Here is a 13,038-nt window from a genome sequence, read left to right as displayed (position 1 = left end):
GTGTTCTAGTGGACCAGTGTTCGGGCCAGTGCACTGAGCTTCGCCTGGTCTTCCGACAATGTGAGCGCATGTTCCGCTCGTTGGAGTAGTAGGCTCATATGTCTGGTACAGGCACTTTTGAAAATATCCGGATTTATCTGCGCCAGACTGATCAGGGCCTTCATCAGTCGGACGTCCACTTCAATCAAGCTCGCACCATCTCTGGCGATGGGAGCGAAAAAATCGTCGAACAGGTCACCGACATCCAGTCCGTGCAGGAAGACTCGCTCGCACCCTGAACCTATTTCCGCCATCTGTTCTGTTGGTTTACCCCAGCAGGTAAGGCTCCTGACCCCGCGTCCCAGTACGTCAATTGCAGTTCCAGGATCATTGACCGCAGGCGACAAGGCTCGTGAGGCGATCTCCGACAGCACCGAAAGCCCGAACCGTGGATCGTGTTCAAAGGTTCGGCGTACGCCAATGGTCAAGGCACCCAGGATTTTTTCAGCGCAGGCCCCCGGATCTCCGATGTGTTCATTGCTTAAAATCACGACCTGGGCCAGACGCATGCCTTCATGCACAAAGCTGCCGGGAAGAATATCGAGATAAATCTGCGTCTCATGCTCTTCAGCAATCGCACCCAACGCATGCACATCGACGTGTTGGACATACCCGGTCTGAAGACTCGTAATGGCTTTCGCTGAGCACGGAACACTCCCATCGGCAGGGTAGGCGACGCCCCCCAGATAAGGCCATTCGACCCGATTTTTTATCGCATGGATGGTGGCCGCTTCGACGCGATCAATGGTTTCACCCACCCGCCCCAATCTCGATAGGTGATCGATCCAACGCAGAAGTGTGTACACGATCAGAATCACCACGCCGATGGTCACTGCAAAAAGCAGAACCCTTCCTTGCGCGCCATAGGCTCCAGTACTTAATGCAATGATTCCCACCAAGCTAAACAGAAATGAACCGATAAACGTGGCGAGGGCATTTTGGGTAGTGCGGTCTTCCATCACCAGTGTGGTGGCGCGAGGTGTTACGCCACTGCTAGCGGCGCCGTAGGCCGTCACCATTGTGCTGAGCGAAAAGGTGGTCACGGCGAGCATGCTGGAGGCGATGATGCCCAAAATCTTGTCAACAGCGTCAGCGCCGATACGCGCTGGCAGTGAGGCGGGAATGTAGTCATTGAAGACAACGGCGAGCAATGCGGTCGCCACACCCAGTACAGAAAATAAACTGGCTCTGAACCAGAGCCGTTTCGTCATCTGATGTAGCAGCCAGCGCCAACGAGCGATCATCTTCAATACCTTTTATAGCGAAGTCACTGGTCCACGATTCAAGTTCGGTCTGCCAATGCAACAACTCGATCACCTTTGATGGAGTGACATTGCCGGCGGAAGGTTCATTGGCGGAGTCATTTGCTTCCCGCTGTTAAGCTACCTATCATCGAGCCGGGTGCGTTGCTGCATACGGCACATCGCAGGTTAATGCTCAAACGTTGGTCGGGCCGCCAGCGGAGAGTTAATGTGCCTGATAAAAACTTGGCGTCACCCTCGATTCCACGTCCCCAAGAGTTGACCGTACGCGCGCTGACAGCGATTGAGCGGTTTACCCATATCGAAGCCGTCAGCGGTGTCGTTCTATTACTCGCGGCATTGGTAGCACTGATCTGGGCGAACAGCCCGATTGCCGACTCCTACGAACATTTCTGGAACACCCAACTCACTTTAGGGCTAGGTGAATTCAAAGTCGTTTGCTCACTACACTTCTTAGTCAATGACGGCTTGATGGCAGTTTTCTTCCTTGTTGTTGGGGCGGAGATACGCCAGGAGATTCATGACGGCGCGCTTGCGAACTTCAAGTTGGCGACCCTGCCTCTAGGAGCCGCATTGGGCGGCGTCTTGGTGCCGGCGACCATCTACACGCTGTTCAATCATGGAACCGAGGGCAGTGCAGGTTGGGCCGTGCCGACGGCCACTGATATCGCATTTGCAGTGGGTGTTCTCGCGCTTTTGGGGAAGTCGATCCCGGGTGGTATTCGCGTGCTGCTGTTGGCACTGGCCATCATCGACGACATAGTCGCCATCCTCATCATCGCCGTGTTCTATACCTCAAGCCTGGATTATATCGGTTTGGTGGTGGCGTTGAGTGGACTGGTATTGGTGCTGGCTTTTCAGCGAATGGGTATCAGCAAGGCCTACGCGTACATACTGCCTGGCGCCATTGTGTGGTTTGGCCTCCTGAAGACGGGGGTGCACCCAACGCTCGCAGGTGTAATTCTTGGGCTGATGACACCGACCAGCTCCAAGCCCACAACGGAGCGCCCGCTGGACACCATCGGGCGCACGTTCCATGAACTGATGGATCGACTTGCCCAGTCCGGGAATAGTCCGCAGGCCGTGGCGACACCGCTGAAACAACTCCGACAGGCCGAGCGGGAAATACTGCCCCCAGTGCAGCGCGTACAGGCAGGACTGCATTCATGGGTAGCTTTTGGGGTTATGCCTCTTTTCGCACTGGCAAACGCTGGGGTGAGTCTAGAGGGCGACCGCCTGGAAGATGCTGTCTCCCTGAATGTATTCATTGGGGTTGTATTGGCACTGGTACTGGGCAAGCCTCTCGGAATCGTTTTGGCCAGCGTAACCCTCGTTAAACTCAAAATTTGTGAGCTACCTGAGGGCGTGACCTGGGCGGGTGTCGGCCTGGTGGGACTGCTGGCGGGTATCGGATTCACCATGTCCATTTTCATAGCGTCGTTAGCGTTTCCTGATCCGGCGTTACTCTCAACGGCGAAACTTAGCGTGCTCGCGGCGTCTGGCTTGGCTGCACTCATCGGATTGATTTGGGGGAAGCTGAAGTACTAAGCACATTTACAATGTGCCAGTTTGCAACGATGCAATCGCCACCCGGCAACGGCTGACTTGCCATTGCTCGGTGGTGATTACAAGCGTGCCCAAATTCATGCTAGGGGCGCAAAGCCCTCCTAAATACGGTTCAATGACTGCTGATGGGAGCAGTGGTGCTTTTTCCAAACGCCGAGCTTATGGTGACTGTTGGGCTCGGCGACGGACCGCTACCGGTGGTAGTCACCGACACCCGCCAGCGCGCAGCTGTCGGAGCATTTTTCATAGATGGATTGCTTTGCAAAACATGCTTTGGCAATATCGGCGACCTGTGTTCCTCAGTCGGTTCTCCATCCCTCTCATTTGGGAACTGTGTTGTAGGGGAGTACAGGTAAGCCCGGCCCTGTGCCGGGTTTTTTATTCGTAGGCAACATTACTCAATTACATTGCAGATACTCTCAGCTCGTTGGCTATGAGTTGGATGGTCGGTAGCGTTCTGAAGGCCTGATTGAAAGGCTTCGCAGCTTAAATCTGGGAGGCTATTTCTATGTCCATCGCGGCAATGCGGCTTATTGGTTTCATCCTCGGTGTATTTCTGATCACGCTGGCTGTCAGCATGACCATTCCTATGGTTACGCTCTTGGCCTACGGGTACAGCGATGACCTTCCCGCGTTTCTTTGGTCGAGTTTGATCACTTTCCTTGGTGGCCTACTGTTGGTCGTGCGAGGACGTCCAGATACCGTGGTGCTTCGTCCAAGGGATATGTACCTGTTGACTACGGGCAGTTGGGTGGTGGTGTGTACCTTCGCGGCTTTGCCAATGGTGTTCATCAGCCACATCAGTTACACCGATGCTTTCTTTGAAACCATGTCCGGCATCACAACTACTGGCTCTACCGTTTTGAGTGGTTTGGATACTGCGTCACCGGGATTGTTGATCTGGCGTTCGATGCTGCACTGGCTGGGTGGAATCGGCTTCATCGGCATGGCGGTGGCAATCCTTCCACTGTTGCGAGTGGGTGGCATGCGTCTTTTCCAGACAGAGTCCTCAGACTGGTCTGAGAAAGTGACGCCACGCTCCCACGTGGCAGCAAAGTACATCCTCTGTCTCTATCTAGGGCTCACTGGCGCCGGAGCACTGGCACTCTGGATCGCCGGGATGACACCGTTTGAAGCGGTCAACCACGCAATGTCATTGATTTCTACTGGGGGATTCTCTACGTCGGACGCTTCACTTGGGCATTGGATGCAGCCAGCGATTCACTGGGTAGCTGTGGTAATCATGATTCTGGGCAGTCTGCCCTTTACTTTGTACGTCGCAACATTGCGCGGCCATCGACGTGTGTTACTGAAGGATCATCAGGTGCGCGGGTTTGTTGGGTTTCTGATCGTTACCTGGTTGGTAGTGGGCACCTGGTTGTGTTTCCACAGTGATTACACATGGTGGGATGCCTTTCGCATCGTGGCCGTCAATGTGACCTCGGTCGTTACGACTACCGGCATCGCGGTAGGTGACTACACGTTGTGGGGCAGTTTTTCCGTGCTGTTGTTTTTCTACCTGACCTTCGTCGGGGGATGCTCAGGCTCAACCGCCGGTGGCCTGAAAATTTTCCGCTTTCAGGTTGCCGCTGTGCTGCTCCTGAGTAGCTTGAAACAACTGATTCATCCCCGTGCGGTGATCCAGAAAAAGTACAACGGCCATTCCATCGATGAGGACGTCTTGCGTTCGCTGTTGACCTTCTCGTTTTTCTTCACAATTACTATTGCTGTGATCGCTTTGGGGTTGGCATTGATTGGACTGGATTGGACGACTGCCTTGAGTGGGGCCGCCACCGCAGTATGCAATGTTGGGCCGGGGCTTGGCACGGTCATTGGGCCTGCGGGCAATTTTGCTTCGTTGCCTGACGCTGCTAAGTGGCTGCTGACCGTCGGCATGCTGCTTGGGCGATTGGAAATTCTGACGGTGCTGGTAATTTTGACACCTGTGTTCTGGAGATATTGATCGCTTCGCCTTTGAGTCGCCAGGAAGCCCGTTTACCACGTCCTAGCGTCCGGATTCGCAATACCAGTTGTGACAATTTCATCGGGTGCGTTAGCGAGAAGCTCAACTTAGTCCAGCTATCCAAATCTTTTAAACTTCCAATTGGATTGCCTTGATAGATTGTGTATTGCTGCGCAATACTGGGCCAAGACCAAAGGATTTGGTTCCCCTTCGACAAAAAGCCCGCCATACGCGGGCTTTTTGTCGTCTGGATATTCGTTAACCTGTCGGCAAATACTGAATCGCCCCCGCTTCGCCGGTTCTGACGGGCAGCTATTGGCCGATTCTGTTGAAAAAGTAGCTCCCCTTTCTGGCCGGCGGCAAAATCTCTACATTGGCCAGCAGGGAAGCACGCAAATGCTGGGACAATTATCGAGTGGGCAGGACCGACTGTTTTACTCGTTCAACCTTGAAGATCACATCCCAGCCAATCACCTTCTGCGCGGCATTGATCAATGTCTTGATCTGAGCGACTTGCGCCATTACCTCGCCGATTTTTCGAGCCCGATTGGGCGTCCGTCGATTGACCCTGAGCTGATGATCCGCATGCTGATCGTAGGCTATTGCTACGGTATTCGCTCCGAGCGGCGGCTGGCTGAACAGGTGCTGCACTCAATTGGCGGCTTGTACGAAGTTGAGCGCCAAGCGCGAGGCATGAGCGATGAGGATCGCTGGCGAATACGGCAGGAAAAGGCAGTACCGATAATCAAAACATCGTATGACCGGATGTTAGCCCAGCGGGATCTGGTGCCAAATGAATCAGCGACAGCCAAATCCTTGGATTACAGCCTTAAACGCTGGATAGCGCTGACGCGCTACCTGGACGATGGGGCTGTGCCCATCGACAACTACCAGGTCGAGAACCAGATCCGGCCGTGGGGCCTTGGGCGTTCTAATTAGTTGTTTGCCGGATCGCTACGCAGCGGAAAAAGGGCGGCTGCGATCATGAGTTTGATCCAGTCCGCGCAACTTAATGGACATGATCCATATGCCCACCTGATGAATGTTCTCACTCTACTACCGACGCAGCGGGCGAGTGATGTTACCGAGCTGCTGCCACATAAATGGCCATCAGTTTAACCACGCAGATTCCGAGGACACTTAGCTACCGTAGTGAACATCCTGATTGGCCATATCCTAAGAATTACCGCTGCGTTGGCATGCTGCGATCTGTGTCGTAACGGCCATGATTCAGGTCGTGTCTGGATGCACCTCAATCTTACCGGTCAGTATAGTCATCTCCGTCGCTATGCCGGAGTGCCGCAACATGGACAACACACGTGAGCGCTTGATTGATTCAGCGCTGAAGCTGTTTGTGTCACAAGGCATATACATTACTAGCGTGATGGCCATCGCCGCGATGGCGGGTGTTACCAAGATGACGCTCTACAGCCATTTCCCTTCCAAAGATGCGCTGATAGTGGCTTGCCTTGAGGAGCGTGACCGCCGCTGGCGCGAAGAGGTAGCGCGCACCTTGGCGGGGCACTCTGATCCGGTCAGTGGCATGCTCGCGTTTTTCGATTTGTATCAACGCTTTCTTTTGCAAGATAGCGGGCGCGGGTGCCTGTTCGTCAACAGTGCGGCTGAGTTCCCCCAGTTTAGCCATCCTGTGCATTTGGCAGTGAGCAGGCATAAGCAAGGGATACGCGAAAATCTTACTGCATTGGCAATGAGCGCCGGTGTAAGCGACCCTGACGTAGTTGCTGAGGGGCTGTTTATCTTGCTGGAGGGCAGTTTTGTTAGCGGCGCCATGGGCCAAGACGTGCAGGTATTCGCCACTGCCCGGCAACTAGCTCATTGCTGGATCCAGAATCAGGGCCAGCAGGAGCAGAGCGTATGACCCTAGGCTTGTTAGCGGCCATTGCCGCCACTTTTTCCTGGTCACTGCTCTACATCTTTCCGGGACTAGTCGGCGATTACAGCCTTTTTGACCTGGCTGTGGTGAGCTATGCCTTTGCCGGTTTGGGTAGCCTGCTAGTGCTTTTTGTTTACCGTAGCGAAGTGCGGCAATTGCGGTTGAGCGATTGGGCATGCGCTGCGCTACTGGGCTTCTTAGGGTACATCGGCTACTTCTTCCTGATAACCACTGCGGTCTTGGCTGCTGGGCCGGTGATCCCTCCGGTGATGATGGGGTCCGTACCTATCGTGCTAGCGATTGCCGGCAACATTAGAAGCTCCAGCGTGCCTTGGCGCGCCATTTCTGGGCCGCTGCTGGTGGCGGCTTTAGGCATAAGTTTGGTCAACTTGAGCGTGTTTGATTTAAGTAACGCGACGGTGGTGTCCCCGACAACCTCGATAGTGTTTGGACTACTAGCATCGTTGATGGCAATCGGATTTTGGACTGGTTTTGGCCTAATAAATGAAAGTGCTTTGGCTCGACGCCCAAGCATGTCGCCCATGTTGTGGTCAGCCATGCTGATCTTCATGTGCAGCGTCGAAATGCTGGCCTTTATCCCAGTTGGGCTGTACTTGAAACTGTCCCACTTCGCCAGCCATCCGAGCGGGTTAGCAGGTACTCAGGCGCTAATAGTCTGTGGGTTGATTCAGGGGTTAGGGGCCACCCTTGCAGGTGCCTGGGCATGGTCAATCGCAACTCGGCGCCTACCTCTGGCGCTAAGCGGGCAATTGATCGCCAGCGGAACCATTTATGCGACTGCGATGGGCCTGCTCATCAACCATCGCTGGCCCTCTCCTATGGAAGCGCTTGGGACAGCATTGCTTTTTGTTGGGGTGGTGTGGGCTATTCACGCCTTTTACCGCAGGGCAACACACATCGGCTTAGTGTAATAACTACCCCTAGTTGAAACTAATGCGACTGTGCCGGTATGGGTGAGTCCATTTCAGGTGTCCACTTTAGATTGATTTGTCATCATTGCCCTAAGTGCTGGGGTCGGGAAGGTGTGTTGGGCGGACGGTTACGATCAGTCACAGTGCGTGGACGCAATCCGAGCCAAAGCCGTCGCTCAGCCCTTGCGCAATGCTGCCTCGCTTTGAGTGGGGGGAAAGTGTTTACCTGACCTTCTAGCTTGCCTAAGATGAAGCCGGTTGTCTTGCGGATCAATGCGATGATGAAACTGATCTCACACTGAACCTATATCGGAACAACAGCTCGTAATTCAGAGCCATGACTGGTGTACCTCGATGATGAACAACCTAGACGACTATCGCTTCCAGTCCCACGAGCTTTTGCTTGAGCTTGATGCAGCCACCACCAATCTTATGATGCTCGTATCGGCACGACAGTTGGAGGGGACCTTGTGGAATGAAGCTACCTATCGCCAGAAGCTGGCGTATGAGGCGTGGGCTACTTTTCTTAACTCCCCCAAAATTGATCCGATGCCTATGCTGGACGGGCGAGCCGCAGGTAGCTATGGACCGTCGGCGGACTGAGAAGTCTTCTATTAGTCAAAGATGTCTAAGACGAACACTCAAAGCTACCTATACCCGGTGACCGAGCTTTTTGCAGATGGCATTCAAGTCATCCCATTGGTTACGTAGTTGTCCCGCATAACCACAGCCTGAGGAATGTACAAACACTGCACTACGATCAATCTCTTTCTGCTGTGCTTGGCACGTTCGGCATGACACGACGCCGTTAGTGATATGCCAGCGGCCATTTCAATCAATCAAATCCTCGTTTGCCGTCATAGGTCACCATTCAGATCTTTACGCCCTTAGTAGATCCATTGGCAGGTTGTGGTCAAAATTCCAGAATTTTTGCGCTGTGCTATGAAGGTCCCACGGTGGTCGCAGTTAGGACATTGACCTGAATAGTTGCTCTGAGTTTTTCAATTCACACGCAGCCTCCGCTTCATCTCGCGTCGGAAATGACAGGTGAAGACGACACTTTTCCTTGTTGTCGTAGATGCTGTAGCCACAAGGCGCCATGCTGGAGTAGAAGCGAGCACCATCACGTACCGATCCCGTCTCAGTAGGTATCGCCGGAACGACAACAAATCTCGATACCATGTCATCACCTATATTTTTATCCTCGCTTAAGTTTTAGCGGCATATAGCTAGTACATCAAACCTTTCTCAATTGGAGTCGACGGGTGGGTGCCTTGCCCTGCAAGATGGTGTATCGCCCTTACAGTTATCCCGACCTGAAACGCTAAGGGTTGCATCGCTCGCTTGGCGATCGGCGTACAGGCCCCATAGCTGCCGGTCAGCAATAGCTGAAATTGGCCGATTGCTGTATTTCAATAGAAGTCATTCAGATGTCATGAGTACCGCTAACGTCATGTTAATGAACTCTTCGTTCTTGCTGATCGTTGCCAGCGCACTGCGCACATTGCCTCCAACCTCATCTGAGCCGCGCTCCTCGACCCACAGCGTCAGTCCCAAGGGCTAGCTGGTTCTGATCAATCTTGCCTGATGGGGAAGGGTGTAGGTCTGCGACAACGCTGGCCACTGATGACAGCTGAGCAGATCTTCCATTGCTACACGTACCGTGAAAATGATGAGTATCGCGCTGAGCTTAAAGAGTTGCTGGAGAATTTGCTGAAGCTAGTCGCGCGAGTTTCGCGATGGCTAATGCATGGCGGAGGTCTGCTTTCGGCCAATTCGGAGAATTGGCCTTTTTGTCGCTTTCCTGTCAGGGGGCGTCTGCTCAATTACTTGTGAAAATGATCAACTATTCTGTGAAGCTACAGCTGCCCGTCGCGGAGGACTGCAATCAACCCGTGTGGCCTCTTGGTCATATTGCGTGAAAAATAAACGCGCGAGTACGCACAGTAGTTCGGTATTGATGAGCGAACTCAGCGTTAAAGGCGGTTCATAAAACATGAAAGATGTACTCGGCGGACTCGTTGGCAGCCAGAGACACGTCCGATGCGGTCAATCGCTCGCGCAGCGATAAATCATCGACCCGCACCTGCCACTCGCAGCCTGGATATTCCTCAAGAGTACTTTTGACGCGGTGTATCGCTTCGAGCAGTTTTTCTCGTGGTGGAAAGTAAACGGCCAGCGCGTTGTCTTTCCAACTCGCCACATTCAGGCCCAGTTGCGCGCAGATGGCGATTTTGCTTGATGCATCGGCTCTGTCTGCTTGTCGAGATTGACTGACGAGTGCTTCCAGAGCCTGATCTGCACGGCCATCTGTACAGAGAATGTCGTCGCTCTCCCACGCCTGTGGCGGGCACGCTTTGTTATCTTGACGTAACGCGATGAATGGGTTGATTTCCATCGGATAAATGCGGCAAACCAGGGGGCGTTCTTCGTAGATGCCGCAAAGATTGTCAGCTCTGAGATTAGGGCATTGCTCAAGTGCTTTGCCGGCAAACACAGCGATGACCTGTATCTGGGTCTTACCACAATTTACACTTACAGATCGGCCTTTGGCGTGGGCAAACTCCGCTGATGAATGAGGCCAACTTGATTCATCAAAGGCCTCAAGAATCACCGCGATGTCGTGACCGCGGTTTAACCATTGTTGTGCCTCAGCCAATGTCAGCGGTATCAGTCGGCCCTTGCAGCAAATACCGCAGCCTACACAGGAGAATCGTACGATGTTGCTTTGCATATTTTTCACCGGTATGTAGAAATTGGTTGAAGATAGATCGGCTGTATTCGCTTATTTAGTTGCGTATTGCCTACGCAATGCGCGTGCGTGCCCTGCGCTTACCCACATGAGGCAGTCGCAGGATTGTTAACTAGTACAAAGGCGTGCTCTTGGAATGACGGCGAACTTCACGCTGATGTGGGCGATAACTACTCGCAAACTCCTGCTAGAGAGTTCCCCATACGTGAATGGATCACCGGATGCCCAGTCTGCGATCCAGCGAAAGTGCTCCTGCACCACGTGCGATGATGATTAGCAGCAATCCCGCCCAGGACAGGTGCGTCGGCCAGGCATCGGGGTAAACGAAAACCTCAATGACAAAGGTCATACCCAGCAACGCCAAGGCGGATAGACGGGTGAACAGCCCGAGCACCAGCAGCAGTGGAAATAGGTGCTCGCTGTAGGTCGAAAGGTGTGCCGCCAGTTCTGGAGAGATCAGAGGCAAGGCGTATTCCGTACGGAACAGTTCGTAGGTACTCGGCGTAATCGTCAGAACGTCGCTGACTTTGGTGCGTCCTGACATGAAGAAAATGGCGGCGATGGCGATGCGCGCCACCAACACCAGAAACGAATCGCTGATCAGATTGCCCAATCGGGTTGCAACGCGGTTCCAGAGGCCACGCAGGGAATTGTCGGCGGCAGGTGAGCGGGTGTTAATGGTATCCATGCTGTGCTCCGTTGATGGCTTCAGTAACTGGTTGTCAGGAGTTCCGCCGTTACAAACGCGTCAGCACTCACCAGGCGAATAATGAGGTTTTCCAGGTTCAGGTCAGACTCGACTTCAATGGCCCAGTCAGCGGCGACATCGAGGGGCAGGTGGGCCGCGCAGGCGTCGAGAAAGGCGCAGTCTGCGGCACTGGCAGCCTGCCAATGCACGCGGCCGGACTTGCGTGTCAGTAGTGCACCTTCACCTTGCCATTCGAGTTTTTCAGGCATTTCCCGTTGTTCACGATTGACGCACCAGATCGTGTAGGCGGGACAATCCGGCAACCAGACCCAACGGGCGGTGTCCCGTGGTTTAAGCCGCAAGTTGCCCAATCCCGTAGCGGGAATCTGCGCCAAGTCGTTCAGCCCAAGACCGGGCTCATCAGCGGCGCAATGAACCTGTGTCCAGAGCAGGTCCAGACGGGCGACGTCGCCCAGATACGGCATGTCTTGCGCGTGCTCGAATTTGTCGAGAAAGTCGGGGAAGCCCGCTCCGTAATTCAGTAAACGTGCATCTGTTGGCGGTGCAAGCCGGGCATGTATGGCGGAGGCGCTTTTAAGCCAGTCAGTGCCCACCAGGCGCTCTACGGTAGGGAAGTTGGCTAGCAACGCATCCGTCGTGCCTTTGAGTACGGTATTGCGATAGACCGCAAAGCCTGGTTGTTGGGTCAGCGAATCCATCGTGGATGATCCAGTGCCGTATAACGCATCGACGAAGGCATCCTGAAAGCTTGCGAGAGAGGGCTTCATATCGCCACCTTCATTCGCTGATTTTGCCCAAGGTTCAATAACGTCTGCGCTCGGTTGCGCTCGGCCAGTAAAACGTCGAAAGCGGGGATATGGTCGTCGCGTTCGATCAGTGTTGGACGCGGGCCGATCCGTTCGATCAGCCGCTGGTACAGAAACCAGACATCCTCGGCGACAGGGGCGTCGTGGCTATCGATCAACAACTTTGAATGGCCAGGGTCTTTGGTGAATCCGGCCAGATGAATCTCCATGATGGCGTCGGCCGCAAAGGAATCCAGATAATCGGCGGCGCTAAAACCCAAGTTGTGCGCACTGATGTGCACGTTGTTGACGTCCAGCAACAAGCCACAGCCAGTCACCGTGCTCAATTCGGTGAGAAATTCCAGTTCGCTGTAGTCATGCCCGTCCAGGTGCAAATAATGGGTCGGGTTTTCGATGGCAATGCGACGCCCGAGGGCGTCTTGTGTGCGCTGGATATTGCTTGCGATACGCTGTAACGCTTCATTTGTTCGGGGAAAAGGCAACAGGTCGGGGTGGTATTGTTCGCGCCAGGCTGACCAGGCAAGGTGCTCGGAAATCAGTGCCGGTTGAACGCGATCAGCGAGCTGTTTCAGGCGTTTCAAGTGCTCCGGGTCCGGCGGGCAATCGGCCGCCAGCGAAAGTGACACCCCGTGCAACGACAATGGGTGCCGCTCGCCAATGGCCTCCAGCCATGCCAGGCGGGGGCCGCCACCAACCATGTAGTTTTCCGGATGAACTTCGAACCAGAGACCTTCGACCGTGCAGTCGTGGGCCTCTTGGTAATGGTTCGGTTTGAGGCCAAGTCCCGCCCCGATCTGGAATGCCTTGTTCATGATAAGTACGTGCCCCGTGGCGTTGACGTTACATTGGTGTGAGGGTGCCGGTGCCTTTTGGTGTCTTGATGGTGGTGCAAGTGCCAGCGGGAACGTTTTTCCAGGCATTAGGCTGGTAATCCATTTTTGCCGTACCTGCGCATGTGGTACCTGCACCGGCCTTGCAATCGTTGTGACCGGCCATGGCGACGCCGTAGCATTTTTCCATGGCGCCTGCGGCGGCTGGGGTCTCGGCGGCAATGGCGCCGGCAGCAAAGGAGGAAAAGGCAACGGCGATGGCAGCAAGCTTCAGATTGTTCATGG

11 protein-coding genes and 2 pseudogenes are annotated in these 13,038 nt (G+C 54.2%); 6 read left to right on the top strand and 7 right to left on the bottom strand.

Translation table 11 applies throughout. The features are described 5' to 3' along the window. Positions 1-5: 5 nt before the first annotated feature. Complete coding sequence (locus ACA044_RS22875) at positions 6-1,283, bottom strand: DUF2254 domain-containing protein (RefSeq protein WP_497345934.1); 1,278 nt, start codon at positions 1,281-1,283, stop codon at positions 6-8. Positions 1,284-1,511: 228 nt separating this feature from the next. On the opposite strand from ACA044_RS22875, the gene nhaA reads away from it, so the two are divergent. From nhaA to ACA044_RS22845, 6 genes and pseudogenes are all read left to right on the top strand, one after another. Then, positions 1,512-2,849, top strand: coding sequence for a Na+/H+ antiporter NhaA (nhaA, locus tag ACA044_RS22870; protein WP_497443400.1), 1,338 nt, complete (start codon positions 1,512-1,514; stop codon positions 2,847-2,849). A 526-nt stretch (positions 2,850-3,375) separates the two neighbouring features. Next, entirely contained in the window at positions 3,376-4,830 is a 1,455-nt protein-coding gene (locus ACA044_RS22865; RefSeq protein WP_497443399.1) for a TrkH family potassium uptake protein, read from the top strand. Positions 4,831-5,226: 396 nt separating this feature from the next. Continuing rightward, positions 5,227-5,949: pseudogene (locus ACA044_RS22860) on the top strand (IS66 family transposase). Positions 5,950-6,136: 187 nt separating this feature from the next. After that, positions 6,137-6,709: a TetR/AcrR family transcriptional regulator gene (locus tag ACA044_RS22855; RefSeq protein ID WP_497443398.1), complete on the top strand. Its 573-nt coding sequence runs from the start codon at positions 6,137-6,139 to the stop codon at positions 6,707-6,709. Continuing rightward, entirely contained in the window at positions 6,706-7,656 is a 951-nt protein-coding gene (locus ACA044_RS22850) for a DMT family transporter (RefSeq protein WP_497443397.1), read from the top strand. Before ACA044_RS22855 ends, ACA044_RS22850 begins: the two co-directional genes overlap by 4 nt. 354 nt (positions 7,657-8,010) lie before the next feature. Next, positions 8,011-8,259, top strand: a complete 249-nt coding sequence (locus ACA044_RS22845; protein WP_497345946.1) for a hypothetical protein — start codon at positions 8,011-8,013, stop codon at positions 8,257-8,259. A gap of 819 nt (positions 8,260-9,078) precedes the next feature. On the opposite strand, the pseudogene ACA044_RS22840 reads toward ACA044_RS22845, so the two are convergent. From ACA044_RS22840 to ACA044_RS22815, 6 genes and pseudogenes are all read right to left on the bottom strand, one after another. After that, positions 9,079-9,280 (bottom strand): annotated as a pseudogene (locus ACA044_RS22840) (hypothetical protein). Positions 9,281-9,643: 363 nt separating this feature from the next. Then, complete coding sequence (locus tag ACA044_RS22835; RefSeq protein ID WP_497443396.1) at positions 9,644-10,390, bottom strand: YkgJ family cysteine cluster protein; 747 nt, start codon at positions 10,388-10,390, stop codon at positions 9,644-9,646. A 232-nt stretch (positions 10,391-10,622) separates the two neighbouring features. Beyond that, positions 10,623-11,096, bottom strand: coding sequence for a DoxX family protein (locus ACA044_RS22830; RefSeq protein WP_497443395.1), 474 nt, complete (start codon positions 11,094-11,096; stop codon positions 10,623-10,625). Positions 11,097-11,116: 20 nt separating this feature from the next. Beyond that, complete coding sequence (locus ACA044_RS22825) at positions 11,117-11,884, bottom strand: HvfC/BufC family peptide modification chaperone (RefSeq protein ID WP_497443394.1); 768 nt, start codon at positions 11,882-11,884, stop codon at positions 11,117-11,119. After that, positions 11,881-12,735 carry an MNIO family bufferin maturase gene (gene bufB, locus ACA044_RS22820; protein WP_497443393.1) on the bottom strand — a complete coding sequence of 285 codons (855 nt, stop codon included), beginning with the start codon at positions 12,733-12,735 and terminating at the stop codon, positions 11,881-11,883. The genes ACA044_RS22825 and bufB overlap by 4 nt, the downstream gene beginning before the upstream one ends. 28 nt (positions 12,736-12,763) lie before the next feature. Then, positions 12,764-13,036 carry a BufA1 family periplasmic bufferin-type metallophore gene (locus ACA044_RS22815; protein ID WP_010461569.1) on the bottom strand — a complete coding sequence of 91 codons (273 nt, stop codon included), beginning with the start codon at positions 13,034-13,036 and terminating at the stop codon, positions 12,764-12,766. Positions 13,037-13,038 lie beyond the last annotated feature (2 nt).

Source organism: Pseudomonas sp. LBUM1673 (genome assembly GCF_059695645.1).
This window is presented reverse-complemented; position numbering and strand designations above follow the sequence as displayed.